Raw genomic sequence first — 22,255 nt, forward strand, 5'->3', positions numbered from 1 at the left:
GGGAGAACCCGGATGACCCTGGTCATTTATCTGATCGGCTGGCTGATTTTTATTGGCGGCGTTTCGTGGGCTCTCATCACCATGCACGTCGCGCAGCATTACGTGGCGATCGTCGCCGTCATCCTGCTGGGCATCGGCATCGTCACGGGCGCGACCCGCGCGCGCGGACGCGACCGCTCTTCATAGCGCGACGATTTTCACAGCCTTTTTAAAGTCTTTTTTTCATGCGCCGACGCGCGCGAGTCCATTTATGTCACGGCGGTCACGACGCCCACCGTGCGCGGGCAGTTCTTGCACGCCGCCATGACATTTCCCGACATAGTTTTTGAACTGACTTGGCGGGCAGGTTCTTCTACAGTTTGATCCGTCGCCACGCTGCATCTGCGAAGTGGCCCGAACCGTGAAGGACACCGCCGTGAAAATCCGCTCGCAACTCTTCTCCTCGTTTTCCGATCTGCTGAAGCGCTCGTCGTCCGCGACGATGGCGCGCGGCGTGTCGCGGCGCATCGCGTTCGCAGCGGCGGCCGCCGTGGTCGGCGCAAGCGCGTCGCTCGTCAGCGTGCCGGCGTGGGCAGGATGGTACGGCCACGGCACGGCTTACACGTCGCACGGCACGTATAGCGGCGCGCATGCGGCTTCGTGCGGCGGCGGCACCTGCAATCATGCAGGCGGCGCAATGGGCCCGTACGGCGGCATCGCGAGCAATTCGGGCAGCGTCACGCGCACGGCGCCGGGCCAGTTCTCGAACACGGGCACGGCCTACGGTCCCAACGGACGCTCGGTCCAGCATTCCGGCGACACCAGTTGCGCGAACGGCAGCTGCGCGCACACGGGTTCGATGACGGGCTCGGACGGCAGAACGGCCTCGACCTCGGGCGACGTGACGCGCACGGCGCCCGGCCAGTACACATCGTCGGGCACGGTGACGGGCGGCAACGGCAACACGTACAACCACTCGGCGTCGACGAACTGCGCCGGCTGGACGTGCTCGCGCTCGGGCTCCGTGACGGGCAGCAACGGCGGAACGGTCACGCATTCGGGCAGCGCGACGAGCGTCGCACCGGGCGTCGTCGTCACGTCGGGCAGCGCGACGGGCACGCACGGCAACACGGTGACGACGAGCGGCACGGTCGTGCATGGCGGCACCGTCACGACGGGCGGAACGACGGTGGTGACGGGCACCACGACCACGGTCGGCGCGGCTGTCGTCGTGCCGCCGCCTACGTCGACTGTGGTCGTCGCGGCTCCCGTTCCGGCTCCTGCGCCTGTCGTGGTCGCGCCGCCGCCCCCGCCCGCTGTCGTGGTCGCGCCGGCTCCCATCGTGGTCCCGCCGCCTGCGCCGCACGTCGTCGTGGCTGTGCCGCCGCCCGCGCCGCACGTCGTCTACGTCGCGCCGAAGCCGCGTCCCCTCGTGTTGATTCCGGGCCACTGGGTCGGCCGCGTGTGGGTGCCCGCGCACTGGGCATAACGAACGCCTGCTTCGAACGACGAAAGACGAAAGACAAAAGACGAACGGCGCGACAAGCGCCGTTCGTCTTTCGGTGTTTGGTCCGTTTGCGCCTGCCTCTTCGGCGGCTTCGCAGACGTTCGCGCTGCGCCATCGATGTCCTTTGCATGACGCTTCGCGAGAGCCTTGGCGCGCTCCAGACAAACCCTGATTGCTGCGCCGAAAGCGCCGCTGCTATCGTGCGCGGGTCATGTGTGGAAGCGCTTCCACGCGATGCTTCCGCACGGTCCAGCCGACCAGTCAAACGACCAATCCAATCCGTTCAGCGAGAGGAGGTTCCGTGGCATACGACGCAGTGGCATCCGCAAAACGTGATCAGCGCGACACTCATCGGGACACGAGGACCTGCTCCCGCAGCGATTCTCTCAACGACCCCTTCACGCCGCCGCCCGATTCCGCGCTATGGCGCAAGGACTTCCTGCTCGGCGCGGCGACGGCGTCGTATCAGATCGAAGGCGCCGTCGACGAGGACGGCCGTCTGCCGTCGATCTGGGACACCTTTTCGGCGACGCCCGGCAAGGTGCTCGCGGGCGACACGGGCGCCGTGGCCTGCGATCACTATCACCGATGGGAAAGCGATCTCGATCTGCTCAAGCGGCTCAACTTCGAGGCGTACCGGCTGTCGATCGCATGGCCGCGCGTGATGGACGAAGCGGGCCGTCCCAACGCGAAGGGCATCGGCTTCTACAAGCGTCTGCTCGGCAAGCTCAAGGACAAGGGCTTGCAGACCTTCGTCACGCTTTATCACTGGGACTTGCCGCAGCATCTGGAGGATCGCGGCGGCTGGCTCAACCGCGAGACTGTCTATCGCTTCGCCGACTATGTGGACCTGATGAGCCGCGAACTCTCAGGTCACGTCGATGCGTGGATGACGCTCAACGAGCCGTGGTGCTCGGCGTTCCTCGGCTATGGCAACGGGCATCATGCGCCGGGCCGCGCGAACGTGCGCTACGCGACGCAGGCGATGCATCATCTGCTGCTCGCGCATGGCCATGGGATGCAGGCGCTGCGCACGAACGATCCCGCGTCGATGAAGGGCATCGTCGCGAACGTCGGGCGCGGCACGCCGGCGTCGGCGAGCGAAGCGGACGTGCGCGCCGCGCATCTGTTCGAAGTGCAGCACAACGCGTGGATTCTGGACCCGCTGCTCAAGGGCGAGTATCCGGCGGACCTGTGGGCGTTGTGGCCCGGCGCCGAGCCGCTCGTGCTCGAAGGCGATCTGCAAACCATCGCGACACCGCTCGACTTCCTCGGCATCAACTATTATTTCCGCACCAACGTGAAGAGCGACGGCGCGCGCGGTTTCGTCGACGTGCCGCTGCCCGATGTCGAACGCACGCAGATGGGCTGGGAGGTATGTCCGGACGGACTGCGCGATCTGCTGACGGGCTTCGATCGCGCGTATCCGAACCTGCCGCCCATCTACATCACCGAGAACGGCATGGCTTCGGACGACACGGTGCGCGACGGCCGCGTCGAGGACACGCAACGCATCGCGTTCCTCAGGCGGCATCTGGCCGCCGTCGATCAGGCCGTCAAGCAGGGCGTCGATATTCGCGGCTACTTCGTGTGGTCGCTGCTTGACAACTTCGAATGGGCGTTCGGCTACGAGCGGCGTTTCGGCGTCGTGCATGTCGATTACGCGACGCAGCAGCGCACGGTCAAGCGCAGCGGCGAGCTGATCGCGAAGTTCATCAGGGAGCGCAGCGAGAAGCACTGACGCAATAGAATCGACCCGAAGAAGCAACCCAAAGCGACCGAAAGCGACCCGAAGAATTGACCGGAAAAAATGACACATGGCCGCGTCAAGCTGCCTGGTTCGCGACCTGAAAATTCGGACCTCGAGCCCGAAGGAGACGGAATGAACAGCACGAAGCAGTGGGGGTTGAAAAGCGCTGCCGCACTCGCGCTGGCCATCGCGGGCGTCGTCGCGCACGCCGAGCCGCTGAAGGCCAATGTGATCCACTGGTGGACCTCGGGCGGCGAGTCGGCGGCCATCCGCCAGTTCGCCGACGCGTACAACCAGGCGGGCGGCCAATGGGTCGACAACGCGGTGGCGGGCGCGGACCAGGCGCGCGCGACGGCAATCAATCGCATCGTCGGCGGCGATCCGCCCACGGCTGCGCAGTTCAATACGTCGAAGCAGTTCCATGACCTGATCGATCAGGGCCTGCTCAACAACGTCGATGCCGTCGCCGCGAAAGAGAACTGGGCGACCATCTTTCCGCAATCGATACTCGACAGCATCAAGGTCAACGGCCACTATTACGCGGCGCCCGTCGATATCCACATGCCCGCGTGGTTCTTCTATTCGAAGCCGGTGTTCGCGAAGGCGGGCATTGCCGGCGACCCGAAGAGCTTCGACGAATTTCTCTCCGATCTCGACAGGCTGAAGAAAGCGGGCGTGATACCGCTCGCGCTCGGCGGCCAGCCGTGGCAGGAGAAGATCACCTTCGACGCTGTGTTCGCCGATGTCGGCGGGCCCGATCTCTATCTGAAGGTGTATCGAGACCGCGATGCGAACGCCGTCAACTCCGATGCGTTCAAGAAGGTGCTCGCGTCGTTCAAGAAGCTGCGCGACTATGTCGACCCGGGCTCGCCGGGCCGCAACTGGAACGATGCGACGGCGCTCGTGATTTCCGGCAAGGCGGGCGTGCAGATAATGGGCGACTGGGCGAAGGGCGAGTTCTCGGCGGCGAAGCAGTTGCCGGGCAAGGACTTCGGCTGCTTTCCTGGCTTCGGTCCGCACTCGCCGTATCTGGTGGCGGGCGACGTGTTCGTGTTCCCGAAGACGGACAACGCGAACTCGATCAAGGCGCAGAACCTGCTCGCGACCGTGATGACGTCGCCACAGGCGCAGGTTGCGTTCAGCGCGAAGAAGGGCTCGATTCCGATCAGGCCCGACGTCGACGTGAACCAGCTCGATATGTGCGCAAAGGAGGGCATCGCGATCATGAAGGACAAGTCGCGTCAGCTGCCGAATCCGGAGATGCTCGTGTCGCCTGACTTGCAGGGCGCGTTGACGGACGTCATCACGAACTTCTGGAACAAGAACCAGTCGGTCGACGACGCGCAAAAGGCCTTTGCGAGCGCACTCAAGGGCTGACGCACGATGGGGATGCTCAAGTCGCACGCGCTGCCGGAGATGGCCGCCGAGGGGATGAAAGGCACGAAGGGCACGAAGGGCGCACCCGTCGCGAGAACGCGCGCGCGGCCGTTGCGCAAGCGCTGGCAACTCGCCGCATGGATCGCGCTGATCCCGATGATGCTGACGGTCGTCTTCGCGTATCTCGGCACGATGCTGTGGACGGCGCGCGTGTCGCTCAGCAACTCGCACACGTTTCCGTCGAGCGACTTCGCCGGCTTCGCGCAATACGCGCGGCTCTTTCATAACGACCGCTGGCTCGTGTCGCTGCAGCACATCGCGATCTATGGCGTGTGCTTCATCGTCGCGTGCCTCGCGATCGGCACGCTGCTCGCGATCTTCATCGATCAGCGCGTGATGGCGGAAGGCGTGCTGCGCACGGTGTTCCTGTATCCGTACGCGATGTCGTTTGTCGCGACGGGCCTCGTGTGGCAATGGATACTCAATCCCGGGCTTGGCGCGCAGTCTCTGTTGCACAGGTTGGGCTTCGCGCATGCGCGCTTCGACTGGATCGTCGATCAGGACTGGGTGATCTACACGATCGTGATCGCGACCGTGTGGCAGGCGTCGGGGCTCGTGATGGCGGTGATGCTCGCGGGCCTGCGCGGCATCGACGACGAGTTGTGGAAGGCCGCGCGCATCGACGGCATTCCGCGCTGGCGCGTCTACGTGAGCATCGTGATACCGATGCTCGGCCCGTCGATATCGACGGCCTTCGTGCTACTGTTCGTCGCCGTGGTGAAGCTGTTCGACGCCGTCGTCGCGATGACGCAAGGCGGCCCCGGCACCGCGAGCGAAGTGCCCGCGAAGTTCATCATGGACTATCTGTTCGGGCGCGCGAACATCGGTCTCGCGTCGGCGGCGTCGATCGTGCTGCTCGCGACGGTGCTCGCGATTCTTGCGCCGTTCCTGTATGCGCGAAGCCGCGCTTCATCTCGCAAGGAGCTGTGATGAGCGTGACGCTTGAGCCTTCCGCCCACACGCAGCGCCGCCGCCATGCGCGCAAAAGGCGCCTTTCTCCCGCGCGTCTGGGCGTGTACGGCTTTCTGATCGTCGCCGCGCTCTTCTTCCTGTTGCCGCTTTACGTGATGCTCGTAACGTCGGTGAAGCCGATGAGCGAGATACGTCTGGGCAACCTGCTCGCGCTGCCGGTGCACTTCACGCTGCAACCGTGGGGCGACGCCTGGCAGTCGGCGTGCACGGGGCTCGATTGCAACGGCATCCGCGTAGGCTTCTGGAACTCGGTGCGCATCGTCGTGCCGAGCACGGTGTTCTCGATCGTGATCGGCGCGATCAACGGCTATGCGCTGTCGTTCTGGCGGCCGCGCGGCGCCGGGCTCTTCTTCGGCGTGCTGCTGCTTGGCGCGTTCATTCCGTATCAGGTGATGATCTATCCGATGGTGCGCGTGCTCGCGAGCGTGCATCTGTTCAGCTCGCTGCCCGGCATCGTGATCATCCATACGATCTTCGGCATGCCCGTGATGACGCTGCTGTTCCGCAACTACTACGCGGGCATTCCGCTGGAACTGTTCAAGGCCGCGCGCATCGACGGCGGCGGTTTCTGGCGCATCTTCTTTCAGCTGATGCTGCCGATGTCGCTGCCCATCATCGTCGTCGCGATGATCCTGCAGGTGACGAACATCTGGAACGACTACCTGCTCGGCCTCGTGTTCGCGGGCACGAAGAATCTGCCGATGACGGTGCAACTCAACAACATCATCAACACGACGACGGGTGAGAAGATCTACAACGTCAACATGGCGGCGACCATTCTGACGTCGATCGTGCCGCTTGCCGTGTATTTCGTGTCGGGCCGCTGGTTCGTGCGCGGCATCGCGACGGGCGCAGTGAAGGGCTAGAGCACAGATCGAGGCTGATATGGCAACCGATATGGCAACGGATATGGCAACCGCGGCGAACATGGCCAACGTCGCAGTCCGCGACCTGAAGATCCAGCTTGGCGCGAACACGGTGATCGACGCGCTCGATCTCGACGTGCGCGCGGGCGAATTCGTCGTGCTGCTCGGCCCGTCGGGTTGCGGCAAGTCGACGTTGCTTCATAGCATCGCGGGCCTGATCGACGTGACGGAAGGCAGCATCGAAATAGGCGGCGAGGACATGACGTGGGCCGATCCGAAAGACCGGCGCGTCGCGCTCGTGTTCCAGTCGTATGCGCTTTATCCGACGATGAGCGTCGAGCGCAATCTGTCGTTCGCGCTGCGCATCAACGGCACGCCGAAGGCGGAAATCGAGCGGCGCGTCGCGCGTGCGTCCGACATGCTGCAACTGGGTCCGCTGCTCAAGCGCAAGCCCTCGCAACTGTCGGGTGGACAGCGGCAGCGCGTCGCGATCGGACGCGCGATCGTGCGTGAAGCCGATGTGTTCCTGTTCGACGAGCCGCTGTCGAATCTCGACGCGAAGCTGCGCACGGAATTGCGCCGCGAGCTGAAGCAACTGCATCAGCGCCTGGGCGCGACGATGATCTACGTGACGCACGATCAGGTCGAAGCGATGACACTCGCCACGCGCATGGCCGTGATGAAGAGCGGCGTGATCCAGCAGTTCGGCACGCCCGCCGAAGTGTACGCACGGCCCGCGAATCTCTTCGTCGCGACCTTCCTCGGCTCGCCGTCCATGAACCTGCTCGACGGCACGCTCGCGGTGCAAGGCGGCGGCGTGCGCTTCACGGGCGCGAAGCTCGACGTCGACGTGTCGCGCTACGCGTTCGCCGCGCAGCCCGTGCATGGCCAGCCGAGCGTGCTCGGTGTGCGACCCGAGGACGTGCGCGTGCGGATCGGCGCGGACCCGGATCAACGCGGACAAGTGTCGCTTATCGAACCAATGGGCAACCACCGCGTTGTCTGGCTCGATTATCATGGCATCCAGATCGCGTCGATTGACCAGGAGAAAACGCCCGTTGCCGTAGGCGATTCCATCGCGTTTGCGATCGACGACGCGCATATATCGCTGTTCGACGAGGCTGGCGGCGCGCGCCTCTGAGCAGTACGCGCAACAACACAAGCGGACGGAGATACCGTGGCGACTCTCAAGGATGTCGCGGAGCTGGCGGGCGTGGGGCTGTCGACGGCCTCGCGCGCCATTTCCGGCAAAGGACCTGTATCGGCCGATGCGGCCGCGCGCGTGAAGGCCGCGATCGCCGAGCTCAACTTCCGGCCGTCGTCGATCGGCCGCGCGATGGCCACGCAGCAGCTCGGCATCATCGGCCTGTTCGTGCCGACGTTCTTCGGCTCGTACTACGGCACGATCCTCACGCAGACCGATCTCGAACTGCGCGCGGTGCATCGTCATGTGGTCGTGGCGACGGGCTGCGGGCAGTCGTCGCCGCGCGAGCAGGCGCTCGAAGCCGTGCGCTTTCTGATCGGGCGCGATTGCGACGGCGTCGTCGTGATCAGCCACGACCTGCATGACGAAGACCTCGACGAGTTGCACCGGATGCATCCGAAGATGGTCTTTCTCAATCGTTCATTCGAGCAGTCGCCCGATGCGTCGTTCTGCGCGGACCATCGGCGCGGAGGCGAACTGGCGGCGGCAACGCTGCTCGAGCACGGGCACCGGCAAATCGCCGTGATCTCCGGGCCGTTTACGGCATCGGACAACGTCGAGCGGCTCGACGGCTTCTTCGACGAGCTCGCGCGTCACGGCATCGAGCGCGATACGGTGCCGTTGATCGAATCGGACTTCTCGCCCGAAGGCGGCTATGCGGCGACGTGCCAGCTGCTCGATTCGAAGGTGCCGTTCACGGGGCTCTTCTGCGCGAACGACATGATGGCCGTCAGCGCGCTCGCGCGTTTTCATCAAGTCGGCATCTCGGTGCCCGGCGATGTCTCCGTGATCGGCTACGACGACGACTACTCGGCCGTCTATGCCGCGCCCGCGTTGACGTCCGTGCACATTCCCACCGCGCAGCTCACGCAGAACGCGGTGCGCTGGCTCGTCAACCAGTGCTATGGCACGAAGTGGGAGATCTTCCGCGAGTTTCCGGTGACGGTGACGATGCGCGCGTCAGTGGCGCGGCCGAAATCGGCGTGATCTCATGCCGCCTTCGGCCGTGGCCATGCACGTGATAAGCGCGGGCCGTTTCACGCTGTGCGCGCGGCTGCATTAGCATTGGGGGCTCACCAGGAGCCCGTCATGCCGCGACCCACTCTCGACAATCCTTTTCTCGAATCGCTGTCGGTCGAGCTGACCGAATGGAAAAACGGCTACGCCGAACTCACCATGCCGATCCGGCCCGCGACGCTCAATCGCCAGCGCGTGCTGCAAGGCGGCGCGATCGCCACGCTGCTCGATGCGGCGGCGGGCTATTCGGGCCTCTATAGCGACGGCGATCCGATCCATGCGTTCACGCTATCGCTGACCATCAGCTACCTCGACAAGGGCCTCGGAGAAAACGTGATCGGCAAGGGTTTTCTCGAACGCCGTGGCCGTTCGGTGTTCTTTGCGCGCGCCGAAGCGTGGGTCGACCACAAGGTGCTGATCGCGAGCGCGCAGGGCGTGTTCAAGTACGCGTGACGCCGCGTCGCCCCTTCGATGACGATGCAACCTTACCGCTCCATGCGTTGTGACCGGTAACTTTTTCGGGCTTCGCGCGGCAGGCGGTCGTGCGGCTCGCAGGTAAGGTTTCGCGCAATCGGCTAAGATCGACGTTCCCAGCAGCCCGATCCGGACCGCGTGCAGCGCTCGCGGCCCGGCGTCTTTCCACTTTCAGGAATACAGCATGGTCACATCCAGCAGCTACACCGATACCCGTCTGTTGATCAACAACGAGTGGTGCGACGCCGCCAGCGGCAAGACGCTCGACGTCATCAATCCCGCGACGGGCAAGCCGATCGGCAAGGTCGCGCACGCGGGCAAGGCCGATCTGGACCGCGCGCTGGAAGCTGCGCAAAAGGGCTTCGAAGCGTGGCGCAAGGTTCCCGCCAACGAGCGCGCCGCGACGATGCGCAAGGCGGCCGCGTTCGTGCGCGAGCGCGCCGAAAGCATCGCGCGCCTGATGACGCAGGAGCAGGGCAAGCCGTTTGCCGAAGCGCGCATCGAAGTGCTGTCGGCCGCCGACATCATCGAGTGGTTCGCCGACGAAGGCCGCCGCGTCTATGGCCGCATCGTGCCGTCGCGCAACCTGAATGCGCAGTCGCTCGTGATCAAGGAACCGATCGGTCCTGTCGCCGCGTTCACGCCGTGGAATTTCCCCGTCAACCAGGTCGTCCGCAAGTTGAGCGCCGCGCTCGCAAGCGGCTGCTCGTTCCTCGTGAAAGCGCCTGAAGAAACGCCCGCGTCGCCCGCGGGCCTGCTGAAGGCTTTCGTCGATGCAGGCGTGCCTCCCGGCACTGTCGGCCTCGTGTTCGGCGACCCGGCTGAGATTTCGAGCTACCTGATCCCGCATCCCGTGATCCGCAAGGTCACGTTCACGGGCTCGACGCCTGTTGGCAAGCAACTGGCCGCGATGGCCGGCCAGCACATGAAGCGCGCGACGATGGAACTGGGCGGCCATGCGCCCGTGATCGTCGCGGAAGACGCCGACGTCGCGCTCGCCGTCAAGGCAGCGGGCGCCGCGAAGTTCCGCAACGCGGGCCAGGTCTGCATTTCGCCGACGCGTTTTCTCGTGCACAACAGTCTCCGCGAGGAATTCGCGGCCGCGCTCATCAAGCACGCCGAAGGCCTGAAGATCGGCGACGGTCTTGCCGAAGGCACGCAACTCGGGCCGCTCGCAAACGCACGGCGTCTGACGGCGATGGCGAGCATCGTCGAGAACGCGCGCGCAACGGGCGCGACGATCGCGACGGGCGGCGAGCGCGTCGGCTCGGAGGGCAACTTCTTCGCGCCGACGGTGCTCACCAACGTGTCGCTCGAAGCCGATGTGTTCAACAACGAGCCGTTCGGCCCCGTCGCCGCGATTCGCGGCTTCGACAAACTCGAAGACGCGATCGCGGAAGCGAATCGTCTGCCGTATGGTCTCGCAGGCTATGCGTTCACGAAGTCGTTCCGCAACGTGCATCTGCTGTCGCAAAACCTCGAAGTCGGCATGTTGTGGATCAACCAGCCCGCCACGCCGACGCCGGAAATGCCGTTCGGCGGCGTGAAGGATTCGGGCTATGGTTCGGAAGGCGGACCGGAGGCGATGGAAGCCTATCTGGTGACGAAGGCCGTGACGGTGATGGCCGTCTAACGTCGACACAAATGTCAAACATGCCGCCCCGCTGCAACGGCGGGCGGCTTATCGTAATCGTCAGTCATCGAGCTGCCATAGGCTGTCCGCGAACGCGCGCGAAAGCGGTTCGTCGGACGAATCGAAAGCCGTTGGTAAAACTCCCGATTGGTCGCGTCGCGATGCGCTTCTAGCATGGCGATCGATGCAGCGTGCCCGCGACTCCTGCTGTGCGATGTTCAGACACGCGGCATCGATGGGTCGGCGGTTCGTTCGGATCGCATTGCTCATACCGTTGCCGTCTTTTCAAACGCGGCAAGCCGGCCCCGTTCTCGTCGTATTGCTCACAGATCACTGAATGGTTCGCTGCAGGCGAGGCGCATGCAGCAGCCCTCGACATCGCGCGTGCCGCGCGCGTGAAAACAAAAACGAAAACGCACGACGCAGCAGACCTCGGGCGTTCACGCGTGCAATCGTCGCGCGGATCTCGAGACCGTCTTTGCGCCTGAGTGTCGTTCAACAAAAGTCACTGCACGAGTCACTGGAGAGCTTCGATGATCTTTCACGCGTCCATTCCCACGCACAACCCTGAGCGCGTCGCGCGCACGCTCGCCGAATTGTGGGGCGGTTTCGCCGCGCCGTTTTCGCCTTTCGAAGGCGCCTGGATGGCGGTCGCGGGCGACGATCGCGGCACCATCATCGAGACCTATCCAAGCGATCTCACGCTCACGCCCGGCGACGCACAGGAGCCGCTTGCTTCGAAGATGGGCACGCGTGCGCAATACAGCGGCTTCCATATGGCCGTCGCGACGCCGCTTTCCGAGCAGGAAGTGATCGCGATCGGCGAGCGCGAAGGGTGGCGCGCGGTGCGCTGCACGCGCGGCAACAACTTCTTCGACGTGATCGAGTTGTGGATCGAGAACGGTACGCTGATCGAGCTGCTGACGCCCGACATGCAGGCGCAGTATCGCAGGTTCGCGACGCCCGAGAATTTCCGCGCACTCGCCGCGCAAGCTCAAGCTCACGTACAGGCTTGATCGTTCGCTTGCGCGCTTTTGTTGTCGCGGTGCGATGTCTAAACTGCGGTGAATGCCATCACCGGGGTATGCGATGACTGAAGCTACGAATATTTGCGCAGGGAAAGCTCCCGCGTCGGTTGCGACGTTCAAGAGCGCGCATGGATTTTCCGTGACGGTCGCGCGATTGCGCGGCCTGCTCGCCGACAAGGGCATGACGATCTTCGTCGACATCGATCAGGCCGACGCCGCCGCGCAGGTCGGCATGACGCTGCGCCCGACGCGCCTGATCGTATTCGGCAACCCGAAGAGCGGCACGCCCGTGATGCAGGCGAATCCGTGTGCGGCGCTGCTGCTGCCGTTGAAGGCGCTCGTGTGGGAGGACGATGCGCGCGCCACCTGGCTTGCTATCGACGACGTGACGGATGCGCTCGTCGTCGGTTATGGGCTGGACGCGTCGATCGTCGAGCCGCTTTCGAAGGCGAAGGGGCTGATCGAGATGGTCGCTGCGCGTGAGCCGGCTTGAGCCTACTGGCGCTCGCTTCCGATGACGTTCAGGCCCACGCCTGCGCCGCTGCGCTGGCCGCAGCAGTCAGGCGGTGGCGGATTCGGCAGCGGCGGCGGCGGCACGGTGTGGGCCGCCTTCAGGAATGCCGGGCCAGGGCCTTTGGTATGGGATGGTGAACCGGTGCTGAGAGGGCCATACGATCCCTCTACCGTAGAGGCACAGTTGAAGGCGGCGCGCGCCGCGTTGAGTGCGAGCGGCGGCGATAACGACAGCGGGGGCGATGACGGCGGCAGTTTGCTCGGCGTGGCCGGGGCCGTGCTCAGCGGCGGATCAGACCCGGACGATGATGGCGAAGGTACACCCGACATGGTCGAGAGCCTGACGGACGGCTCTGATCCTGATGACGATGCATCAACACCGCTCAGCGATGCGCAGCCATTCGACTACCAGCCGAACACACCGTCCGATGGCGACGTCGACGAGCTGGCGGGCGGCGAAGGCACGCCCCGAAATAATCAGGCGCAGAACAAACAGACCAATGATGTCGCCCGGATTTTGGGCCTGACTCCCAGTCAATCCTGGCGACTTCATGACGAGATTTCTGGCGAAGGTCTTGGCTTCCACGATCTCATGGAACGCGCAAAGGATATGTTCGATCTGTGGTAGCGCACCAGCACACGAACGGAATGATTCGATGATCGATACTCGAAAAGAAATTGAGCAGCGGCTGTCGGTGCTACGCGGGCTGGTTCTAAGTGGCGTGAATCACGCCGCCGACATGCTTACACTGAGCTTTGGCGCTCTGCGGCCGGTCACCAACTTTAGAGGGAAGCTCAAACACGTTGGTGAATGGGCGCTTCATGTGCAATGCGCGTGGCGGCTCGAAGAAGCGGGTCGAGTTGTAGCAATGGAGGATGATCTTCGTGGGCCGGATGAAAAGGCGCACGCGAGCGCTCATCGTCTCCGGGAAATATTGGTTGAGCATGGCACCGTGACTGTCGACGCGGTCTCAGTGAGCGAAGCGGCCAGCGTCGTGCTTTCCATGTCGCGTGGCTTCCGCCTCACCGTTATCCCCGATGTTGTGGAGGATCATGAAGACTGGCGATTCTTCGCGCCCGGTGTCGATGCCGCGCACCTTGTGATAGCGGGCGGTAAGATCGCGCCCGAGTCTTTCGACTGACGAGCGATGCGATCGATGGCGACGAATGTGCGCCTCGCCGGGAAGCTTGCCTGCTTCGTGCAACGGTACTGCCGAAAGGTCACCTTGACGCGCCCACGCCCTGGGTCTTGCGGTCCCACGTCTTCAGACAGACGCCGAGAAACTCCGCGAAGCCATCGGCGGACGGCGACAGCGAACGGTCGACGGGGCGATAGATGCACACTTCGCGGATCGTCTCCGGTTCGACGACGCGCCGCATCGCGAGGCCGAACGTCTGCGCGAGCGGCTTCACATAAGCGGGCGCGAGCGTGACGGCAAGACCTTGCGCGGCGAGACCGAACGCCGTCGTCACGTTGTCGACGACTTCGACGGGCGCGATCCGTGCATCCGATGGCTGGTCGGCCAGCATCTGCGCGACGCTCGCTTCGTGATCGCGGCCTGTCGCGACGATGGACGTGCCGCGCAGATCGTGCCAGCGCAAGCGCCGCCGACGCGCAAGCGGATGTTCGGCCGCGCACCACAACACCCACGGGCTGCGGAAAATCGCTTCGCGCCGCACGCGGTCGCCCGTCGTGCGATCGGGGCCGACGGCCAGATCGACGTCGCCGCTCGCGACGCGCTCCACCAGTTGCTCGACATCCGTATCCACCACGCGCACGACGACCTTCGGCTTGTGCGCCGCGTAGCCGGCGATCGCGTAGGGCAGCGCCGTGCTCGCGAGCACCAGCGGCGCGCCGACGCGCACGATGCCCGCCGCACGATTGCGGATATCGCTCGCCGTCTGCTCGGCGGCGCGCAGATGACGCAGCACCGATTCGGCCGAAGACAGGAAGTCGCGGCCCGCCGTCGACAGGCTCACGCGCCGCGTCGTGCGGTCGAACAGACGAAAGCCAATCTCGCGCTCCAGCTCCGCCAGCAACTGGCTGACGGCGGACGACGTGAGCCCCAGCCGTTCCGCCGCCGCGGCAATGCCGTTCTGATCGACAATCGCTAGAAACGCCTCGAATTGGCGTATGGTGACGCGTGTGAGAGCCATCGGGCGATTCTAAAGCTAAACTTACGAATCATCCAAAATCGATTGATTGTGATGACGCGCGCTTTTCGCGACACTGTTGCGACGCGCCGGTTCTGCGGCCTCGGTTCATGCAATCTTTCGCACCTTCGAGCCAACATCAACACAGATAGAGACAATGCCATGTTCGAACACATCCCAGCCTACCCCGGCGATCCCATCCTGAGCCTCAACGAAGACTTCCAGCGCGATCCGCGCACGAACAAGGTCAATCTGAGCATCGGCATCTACTTCGACGAAAACGGCACGCTGCCCGTGATGTCGGCTGTGCGTGAGGCCGAGGCGGCCGTCGTCGCGCTGGGCACGCCGCGTTCGTATCTGCCGATGGCTGGGCTGCCCGCTTATCGCGACGCCGCGCAGGCGCTCGTGTTCGGCGCCGATAGCGAAGCGCGCGCGGCGGGCCGCATCGCAACGGTCCAGACGGTCGGCGGATCGGGCGCGCTCAGAGTCGGCGCGGATTTCCTGAAGCGCCACTTCGCGGGCTCGCAGGTGTGGCTCTCTGATCCCAGCTGGGAGAATCACCGCGTCGTGTTCGAAGCGGCGGGGCATACCGTGAACACGTATCCGTACTACGACGACGCAACGGGCGGTCTGCGCTTCGACGCGATGCGCGACACGATCGACGCCCTGCCCGAACGCAGCATCGTGTTGCTGCATGCGTGCTGCCACAACCCGACGGGCGTCGACCTGACGACGGAGCAATGGCGCGAACTCGTGCCCGTGCTGCAGCGTCGCAAGCTGATCGCGTTCGTCGACATGGCCTATCAGGGCTTCGGCGACGGCCTCGAAGAAGATGCGGCATGCGTGCGGATGCTGGCATCGGCGGACGTGCCGTTGATCGTCGCGAACTCGTTCTCGAAGAACTTCTCGCTGTATGGCGAACGCTGCGGCGCGCTGAGCGTCGTCTGCAAGGACGCCGTCGAAGCGCAGCGCGTGCTCGGCCAGTTGACCTTCATGATCCGCGCGAACTACAGCAACCCGCCGATGCACGGCGCGCGACTCGTCGCGGGCGTGCTCGGCGACGCAAAGCTGCGCGCGTCGTGGGACGACGAGCTGCGCGTGATGCGCGACCGCATTCATGAAATGCGTCATGCGATTCACGATGGCCTCGCTGGACGCGTCGATGAAGTGATGCGCGCGCGCTATGTCGCGCAGGTCGGCATGTTCACGTACACGGGCTTGAGCGCGGCTCAGGTCGAAACGCTGCGCAACGAGCACGGCATCTATCTGCTGCGCTCGGGCCGCATGTGCGTCGCGGGCCTCAATCGCAGCAACGTCGGCTATGTGGCGTCGGCGATCGCGGCCGTCGCAGGCCCTGGTGCGCGCCAGTAAGAGCGCAGTGAGGAGACACACATGGAGACTCTGGAGCGAGACAAACAGGCTGCGCCGGAAATGCATCCCGACGAATGGCAGGCGCGCGTTCAATTGGCCGCCTGCTATCGCGTCTTCGATATGCTGGGCTGGACCGAGCTGATCTACAACCACATCACCGTGCGCCTCCCCGAAAGCGTGGCGGGCGGCACGAAGCAGTTCCTGATCAATCCGTTCGGCCTGCACTACAGCGAAGTGACCGCGCGCAACCTGGTGAAGATCGACGCGCAAGGGCGCATCCTCGACGGCTCCGCGTACCCGGTGAACCCGGCGGGCTTCACCGTGCATGCAGCGCTGCACGAGGGCATCGCCGATGCGCATTGCGTGATGCACACGCACACGACGGCGGGCGTTGCCGTCGCGTGCTCGGAGGGCGGCTTGCAGCAGACGAACTTCTACAGCGCGCAGTTGCACGAGCGCATTGCGTACCACGACTTCGAGGGCATCACCATTCATGCCGAAGAAGGGCCGCGACTCGTCGAGCATATCGGCGACCGGCAGGCGGTGATCCTGCGCAATCACGGGCTGCTGTCGTGGGGCAAAACGCTGCCGCAAGCGTTCGCGTATCTGTGGACGCTGAACCGCGCGTGCGAGATCCAGGTCGCGACGTTCGCGATGGGCCCGGCGCGCGCGGTGCCCGAAGCCATCGCCGAGCGATGCTCGCGCGATGCGCTGCAATTCGACGTGCGCTACGGCGCGGGACAGGACGTGTTCGACGCGCTGGTGCGCAAGGTCGACAGGATCGACGCCAGCTACAAGCTCTGAGGAAGAAGAACGATGAAAGTAGGCATCTACGGCGCGGGCGCGATCGGCGGATGGATGGGCGTGAAGCTCGCGCAAGCGGGCTGCGAGGTGAGCGTGGTCGCGCGCGGCGCGACGCTCGAAGCGTTGCGCGAACACGGCTTGCGCCTCGTCGAAAACGGCGAGACGCATGCTGTCAAGGTACATGCAAGCGAGCGTCCCGAAGCGCTCGACGCGCAGAATCTTGTGATCGTCGCCGTGAAGGCGCCGGGCATGGCCGACGTCGCGCGGCATATCGGACCGCTTCTCGGCGCGAACACGATGGTGCTGACGGCGATGAACGGCGTGCCGTGGTGGTTCTGCGACGGCCTGCAAGGCGAGTTCGCGGGCGCGCGTCTCGCGTCCGTCGATCCCGATGGCTCGATTGCCGCCGCGATTCCCGCTGCGCACACATTGGGTTGCGTCGTGCACGCGAGTTGCCGCGTCGATGCGCCTGGCGTCGTCGCGCATCATCAGGGGCGCGGATTGATCGTCGGCGAGGCGACGGGGCACGCAAGCGAGCGCGTGACGTCGCTGGTCGAACTGCTGCGCAAGGCGGGCTTCGACGCCACCGCATCCGGGCAGATCCAGCGCGACGTCTGGTACAAGCTGTGGGGCAACATGACGATGAACCCCGTGAGCGCGATCACGGGCGCGACCACTGACAAGATTCTCAGCGACCCGCTCGCACGCGATTTCATCACGCGCGTGATGCTGGAAGCGAAGGAGATCGGCGCGCGCTTCGGCATTCCCATCGACCAGGCGCCCGAAGATCGTCACGCCGTCACGCTAAAGCTCGGCGCGATGCGCACGTCGATGCTGCAAGACGTCGAAGCGGGCAAGGCGGTCGAACTCGATGCGCTCGTCGGCGCGGTCTGCGAACTCGGCGCGCTGACGGGCGTCGAAACGCCGTATGCGAACGCGCTGTTCGGGCTCGCGCGGCTGCATGCTCGCGCGCGCGGACTGTATCCGCAAGCGTGAGCACACGTTTTTCAACTTCGCATCATCGAGCATGAAATTCACCGATCTTTCGTCGCCGGCGTACTTCGACAATCCCTATCCGTTCTACGAGGACATCCGGCGCGCGGGCGCTTTCGTGCCGCTCGCGCCCAACGTGATGCTGACGGGGCGGCACGCCGTCATCGATGCGCTGTTACCCGACCGCCGCATGGGCAAGACGTATATGCCGAGCGTGGTCGCGCGTTATGGCGATGCCGCGCGCGGACAGCCGGTGTTTCAGGCGCTCGACCGCACGTTGCTGATGATGAATCCGCCCGTGCACACGCGACTGCGCACGCTGCTGATGAAGGCGTTCAATGCGCGGCAGATCGAAACGCTGCGCCGGATCGTCGAAGAGACGACGGACAGTCTGATCGACGCGATGCAGGGCAAGCGTGAAGTCGATCTGGTGCGCGAGTTCGCGTTGCCGCTGCCGTTGCAGATCGTCTGCCGGCTGCTCGATGTGCCCGTCGACGAAGGGCAACGGCTCGGCGACGCGGCGGGCCTGCTCGTCTCCACGTTCGACCTCGCGCCGCTTTCGGCCGATGCGCTCGCTCGCGCTAATCAGGCGGCGCTCGATCTCGAACAGTACTTCGGCGCCGTGGTCGCGCAACGGCGCGCCACGCCCGGCGGCGATATCGTCTCGTCGCTGATCCAGGCGGAAGAGGGGGGCGAGCGGCTGTCGGAGGAAGAGATCGTGTCGAACGCGATTCTGCTTTTCGTCGCGGGACACGAGACCACGTCGAACATGCTCGGCAACGCGCTGATCGCGCTGCACCGGCATCCGGCGCAACTCGCGCGTCTGCATTCCGAGCCGTCGCTGATGTCGAAGGCCGTCGCCGAATGCGCGCGCTATGACACGGCCGTGCAGATGGTCGTGCGCACCGCGTTCGACGATATCGAAGTGGAGGGCGCGACGCTTGCGCGCGGCTCGATCGTGTTCATGCTGCTCGGCTCGGCGAATCGCGACCCCGAGCGCTTCGCGCGGCCCGATACGCTCGATATCGAACGCGAGCCGTCAGGGCATCTGCTGACTTTCGGCGCGGGCATTCACTATTGCCTCGGCGCGCGCCTCGCGATGATGGAACTCGAGATCGCGCTGCGCAAGCTGATGACGCGCTTGCCGCAGATGCGCGTCACTAATCTCGATGCGCTCATGTGGCACAGGCGGAACAATCTGCGCGGCGTCGAATCGCTGATGGCCACGCTTTGATCTTGCCTTGATCCTGCTTTGATCGAGCCGCGTGGGCCTGGGTGATGCAGGGTCAGGCCATCTCGCGATGCCAGCATTCCAGTTGCTCGATCGTGGTTCCTGCGCCGCCGCATACGATCACGAGCACGCTATCGAAGCGCTGCAGCGCTTGTGTCTGCCGATAGACGAGCGCGAGGCTCGCGCCGCATGCGGGCTCGACCAGCACACGGTGATCGTCGACGAAGCGTCGCGACGCGGTGACGGCTTCCGCATCGGACACCACGATACATTCGATGGGATGGGTCTGCGTCAGCGTAAAGGCCTGCTCGCAGACCTGCTTCGCCCCCAGCGACGTCGCGACGCTCGTGATGCCCGGCAGCTCGATCCGCTTGCCCGCGCGCACCGATTGCGCGAGCGACGACGCGCCTTCCGTTTCGACCGCGATCACCGGCACGTTGCCGAGGCCGTTGCGCCGCAAACCCTCGATCACGCCCGCCATCAGGCCGCCGCCGCCCACTGACAGCACGACAGCATCGAATTTCGCGCCGGTGCGCGCGACTTCGTCGATCATCGACGCATGGCCCTGCCAGAGGAGCGGATCGTCGAACGGGTGGATGAACGCGTCGTCGGGGCCGGCCTCTTCGAGCGCGAACGCGTTGGCTTCCTGCCAGGTCGCGCCGTGCACGATCACGTCCGCACCCTGCATGCGGATCAGTTCCTTCGCGCGCTCGCCGGTGCTCTGCGGCACGACGACCGTGACGGGTATCGACAGCGCTCGGCCCGCGTAGGCGACCGCGATCCCCGCATTGCCGCCCGACGACGACACGAACCGCCGCTTGCCGGCCTTCGCATGCTCTTCGCACGCGTAGCCGATGCCGCGAATCTTGAACGAGCCGGGCGGCTGCAGCGCGTCCATCTTGAGCAGCACGCGGCGGCCAAGCGCGCGGCTGAGCGGTTGCGATTCGAGAAGGGGAGTATCGATGTGCAGTGTCATGATGAAGGTGCCTGCGGCGTCGCGATGAAGGTGTTTCGCGGAGTCGTTAATGATAGAGCAAGTGATGGTGGATCGGGCTTCATGTCCGCGACGGCGCGAAGCCGCCGCGGACACCACAGACATCCCGTCAGGCAGGAAACTCACTTTCCCGCAATCAGACTCGGATCGCCGGAAAACCGCTCGTTGCCGCGCACGGGCCCGTCGTCGAGCAGTCCTTTCGTCAGCTCCAGCGCCTGGCGCTCGAACAACCGGCGATACACGCCGTTGTCGAGACGGATCAGTTGTTCATGGCTGCCTTCCTCGACGACGCGCCCCTTGTCGAGCACGAGCAGCCGGTCCAGCGCGCGCACCGTCGACAACCGGTGCGCAACCACCAGCGTCGTGCGTCCGACCATCAGCCGCTCCATCGCCTGCTGGATCAGCACTTCGCTTTCGCTGTCGAGACTCGACGTCGCTTCGTCGAAGATCAGAACGGGCGCATCCGCAAGGAACGCGCGCGCAATCGCGACCCGCTGACGCTCGCCACCCGACAGCTTCACGCCGCGCTCGCCGACGAGCGTGTCGTAACCGAGCGGCAGCGCGCTGATGAACTCGTGCGCGCTCGCAAGCTTCGCGGCTTGCACAATCTCGTCGAGCGTAGCGCCGGGGCGCGCGTACGCGATGTTCTCCGCGAGCGAGCGGTGAAACAGGATGGGTTCTTGCTGCACGATCGCAATGCGGCGGCGCAACGACGCCTGCTGCACATCGGCGATGTTCTGTCCGTCGATCGTGATGCGGCCTTCGTCGATGTCGTACAGACGCTGGATCAGCTTGATGAACGTCGTCTTGCCCGAGCCCGAATGGCCGACGAGCCCGATCCGCTCGCCCGGCGCGATGCGCAGCGAGAAGTCGCGATAGAGCGGCGTCCGATGCGCGCCGTAGCGGAACGTCACGTTATCGAATCGGATCTCGCCCACGCGGATATCGATCGCGCGCGCACCCGGCTTGTCCTCGATGCCGAGCGGCTCGCGTTCGAGCGCAACGAGCTCTTCCATGTCGTTGACCGAGCGCTGCAGGTTGCGCACGTGCATGCCGACATCGCGCAGGTAGCCTTGCAGCACGAAGAAGGTGGTCAGCGCATACGTGATATCGCCGACGCTCGCTTCGTCGCGCAGCCACAGCAGCAGCGCCGCGCCGAGTATCGCGGCCTGCATCAGCGCGAGCATGGCGCCCTGCACGCCGCCGTTGGTCGTGCCGCGCTGCCACGTGCGGCGCGTGCGCTGACGCCATTTGCCGATCACGCGGTCGAGCCGCGACTCTTCGCGCTCTTCCGCACCGAACGCCTTGACGACGGCATTGCAGCTGACGGCATCGGCGAGCGCGCCGCCCAGGCGCGTGTCCCACAGATTGCCGAGGCGCGCGGCAGGCGCGACATAGCCGAGCGACAGCGCGACCGTCACCGAGACATACAGCAGCGACCCCAGCCCGACCACGATGCCCATCACGGGCCAGTGAAGGCCGAGCAGCACCGTCGATCCCGCGAGCATCACCAGCGACGGCAGCAGCGCGATCAGCAACGTGTCGTTGAGCAGGTCGAGCGCCCAGATGCCGCGCGTGATCTTGCGCACGGTCGAGCCCGCGAAGCTGTTCGCGTGCCAGTCGGTCGAGAAGCGCTGCACGCGATGAAACGCGTTCGCGCAGATCGCGCTCATCATCTTGAGCGTCATCACGATGATGCTGCGATACACCAGTTGACGCAGCACCGTGCCGCCGATGCCCAGGCCGATCAGCGTGACGAACGCGATCAGCGCCGCGTGCGACGCAGCCTTGCCGCTTGCGCCGCCTGCGCTGCCAGACGTGAGCGCATCGACGAGACGCCCAGCGAACATCGGCGTCAGCACGTCAGCGAACGCGGCCATCAGCGCGAACAGCGCAATGCCGACGATGCGCACCGGCTGCTTGCGCCAGTGATTGAAAGTGAAGCCGAGAACGCTTCTGAACGCTTGCGCGCCAAAGTCGAGTTTTTTGCTAGCCATGTGTCACAGCGTGCGGCGCGACGCGCGCATCGCTATCCAGTCAGGAGATTCGAGAGCAGACGGCCGATGCCCGCCAGTTGCGGCAGGGACGAATAAAACCGGTTGTCTGGTAAAAGCGCGGGCCTCTGCGTGCCTACGCTGACGGCGACCTAGCTCGAAGAGCCGATGACGCGTCGTGGAAACCCGCGAGAGACTGCGATGTGCATTGCGTGCATTGAACGCCTCCCTTGGGTGAATGAATGGATGAAGTACTGCGTCTGAGGTGCTCGATTGTAGCAGGAAAGCTTGCGCAAGTTGCTCGCGGATTGCCTTGACCCGACGCGTAGTGGTG

Annotated in this window: 21 protein-coding genes; 18 read left to right on the forward strand and 3 right to left on the reverse strand. The window is 64.9% G+C overall.

Annotation, left to right across the window (positions count from 1 at the left end; translation table 11 throughout):
- Positions 1-12: 12 nt before the first annotated feature.
- The 14 genes from AB4Y32_RS07595 (at position 13) to AB4Y32_RS07660 (ending at position 13,522) form a co-directional block, all read left to right on the forward strand.
- Positions 13-186, forward strand: a complete 174-nt coding sequence (locus tag AB4Y32_RS07595) for a hypothetical protein (RefSeq protein WP_368720733.1) — start codon at positions 13-15, stop codon at positions 184-186.
- Positions 187-481: 295 nt separating this feature from the next.
- Complete coding sequence (locus tag AB4Y32_RS07600; RefSeq protein WP_368721078.1) at positions 482-1,468, forward strand: hypothetical protein; 987 nt, start codon at positions 482-484, stop codon at positions 1,466-1,468.
- Between the two features lie 319 nt (positions 1,469-1,787).
- Positions 1,788-3,227, forward strand: coding sequence for a GH1 family beta-glucosidase (locus tag AB4Y32_RS07605; protein ID WP_368720734.1), 1,440 nt, complete (start codon positions 1,788-1,790; stop codon positions 3,225-3,227).
- A gap of 141 nt (positions 3,228-3,368) precedes the next feature.
- Positions 3,369-4,613: an ABC transporter substrate-binding protein gene (locus AB4Y32_RS07610; protein ID WP_368720735.1), complete on the forward strand. Its 1,245-nt coding sequence runs from the start codon at positions 3,369-3,371 to the stop codon at positions 4,611-4,613.
- Between the two features lie 156 nt (positions 4,614-4,769).
- On the forward strand, positions 4,770-5,603 hold the full coding sequence (locus tag AB4Y32_RS07615) for a carbohydrate ABC transporter permease (RefSeq protein ID WP_439899764.1): 834 nt from the start codon (positions 4,770-4,772) through the stop codon (positions 5,601-5,603).
- Positions 5,603-6,511 (forward strand): carbohydrate ABC transporter permease, encoded by a 909-nt coding sequence (locus AB4Y32_RS07620; RefSeq protein WP_368720736.1) that lies wholly within the window; start codon positions 5,603-5,605, stop codon positions 6,509-6,511. Before AB4Y32_RS07615 ends, AB4Y32_RS07620 begins: the two co-directional genes overlap by 1 nt.
- Positions 6,512-6,554: 43 nt before the next feature.
- Positions 6,555-7,652 carry an ABC transporter ATP-binding protein gene (locus tag AB4Y32_RS07625; protein ID WP_368721080.1) on the forward strand — a complete coding sequence of 366 codons (1,098 nt, stop codon included), beginning with the start codon at positions 6,555-6,557 and terminating at the stop codon, positions 7,650-7,652.
- A gap of 36 nt (positions 7,653-7,688) precedes the next feature.
- Positions 7,689-8,702, forward strand: a complete 1,014-nt coding sequence (locus tag AB4Y32_RS07630) for a LacI family DNA-binding transcriptional regulator (protein WP_368720737.1) — start codon at positions 7,689-7,691, stop codon at positions 8,700-8,702.
- Between the two features lie 102 nt (positions 8,703-8,804).
- Positions 8,805-9,185, forward strand: a complete 381-nt coding sequence (locus tag AB4Y32_RS07635) for a PaaI family thioesterase (protein WP_368720738.1) — start codon at positions 8,805-8,807, stop codon at positions 9,183-9,185.
- A 205-nt stretch (positions 9,186-9,390) separates the two neighbouring features.
- Positions 9,391-10,839, forward strand: coding sequence for an NAD-dependent succinate-semialdehyde dehydrogenase (locus AB4Y32_RS07640; RefSeq protein ID WP_368720739.1), 1,449 nt, complete (start codon positions 9,391-9,393; stop codon positions 10,837-10,839).
- Positions 10,840-11,372: 533 nt separating this feature from the next.
- Entirely contained in the window at positions 11,373-11,855 is a 483-nt protein-coding gene (locus tag AB4Y32_RS07645; protein WP_368720740.1) for a hypothetical protein, read from the forward strand.
- A gap of 73 nt (positions 11,856-11,928) precedes the next feature.
- The gene (locus AB4Y32_RS07650; RefSeq protein ID WP_368720741.1) at positions 11,929-12,360 is read left to right on the forward strand and encodes a DUF302 domain-containing protein; all 432 of its coding nucleotides are present in this window, start codon (positions 11,929-11,931) and stop codon (positions 12,358-12,360) included.
- A gap of 21 nt (positions 12,361-12,381) precedes the next feature.
- Positions 12,382-13,008 carry a hypothetical protein gene (locus tag AB4Y32_RS07655; RefSeq protein ID WP_368720742.1) on the forward strand — a complete coding sequence of 209 codons (627 nt, stop codon included), beginning with the start codon at positions 12,382-12,384 and terminating at the stop codon, positions 13,006-13,008.
- 28 nt (positions 13,009-13,036) lie between these two features.
- Positions 13,037-13,522: a hypothetical protein gene (locus AB4Y32_RS07660; RefSeq protein WP_368720743.1), complete on the forward strand. Its 486-nt coding sequence runs from the start codon at positions 13,037-13,039 to the stop codon at positions 13,520-13,522.
- 79 nt (positions 13,523-13,601) lie between these two features.
- On the opposite strand, the gene AB4Y32_RS07665 is transcribed toward AB4Y32_RS07660, so the two are convergent.
- Positions 13,602-14,537 carry a LysR family transcriptional regulator gene (locus AB4Y32_RS07665; RefSeq protein ID WP_368720744.1) on the reverse strand — a complete coding sequence of 312 codons (936 nt, stop codon included), beginning with the start codon at positions 14,535-14,537 and terminating at the stop codon, positions 13,602-13,604.
- Between the two features lie 159 nt (positions 14,538-14,696).
- On the opposite strand from AB4Y32_RS07665, the gene AB4Y32_RS07670 reads away from it, so the two are divergent.
- From AB4Y32_RS07670 to AB4Y32_RS07685, 4 genes are read left to right on the forward strand one after another with little or no spacing between them, the layout of a single operon-like run.
- Positions 14,697-15,905, forward strand: a complete 1,209-nt coding sequence (locus tag AB4Y32_RS07670; protein WP_368720745.1) for an amino acid aminotransferase — start codon at positions 14,697-14,699, stop codon at positions 15,903-15,905.
- 21 nt (positions 15,906-15,926) lie between these two features.
- Entirely contained in the window at positions 15,927-16,709 is a 783-nt protein-coding gene (locus AB4Y32_RS07675; protein WP_368720746.1) for a class II aldolase/adducin family protein, read from the forward strand.
- A gap of 12 nt (positions 16,710-16,721) precedes the next feature.
- A complete protein-coding gene (locus AB4Y32_RS07680) occupies positions 16,722-17,705 on the forward strand; it encodes a 2-dehydropantoate 2-reductase (RefSeq protein ID WP_368720747.1) in 984 nt (327 codons plus the stop codon).
- Positions 17,706-17,736: 31 nt separating this feature from the next.
- Positions 17,737-18,936 carry a cytochrome P450 gene (locus AB4Y32_RS07685; protein ID WP_368720748.1) on the forward strand — a complete coding sequence of 400 codons (1,200 nt, stop codon included), beginning with the start codon at positions 17,737-17,739 and terminating at the stop codon, positions 18,934-18,936.
- Positions 18,937-18,988: 52 nt separating this feature from the next.
- Here the strand turns inward: AB4Y32_RS07685 and AB4Y32_RS07690 are convergent, their stop codons facing one another.
- Entirely contained in the window at positions 18,989-19,909 is a 921-nt protein-coding gene (locus tag AB4Y32_RS07690; RefSeq protein ID WP_368720749.1) for a serine/threonine dehydratase family protein, read from the reverse strand.
- A gap of 140 nt (positions 19,910-20,049) precedes the next feature.
- Positions 20,050-21,924 carry an ABC transporter ATP-binding protein gene (locus AB4Y32_RS07695; RefSeq protein ID WP_368720750.1) on the reverse strand — a complete coding sequence of 625 codons (1,875 nt, stop codon included), beginning with the start codon at positions 21,922-21,924 and terminating at the stop codon, positions 20,050-20,052.
- Positions 21,925-22,255 lie beyond the last annotated feature (331 nt).

The organism is Paraburkholderia phymatum, from assembly GCF_040965635.1.
Lineage (GTDB): Bacteria > Pseudomonadota > Gammaproteobacteria > Burkholderiales > Burkholderiaceae > Paraburkholderia > Paraburkholderia phymatum_B.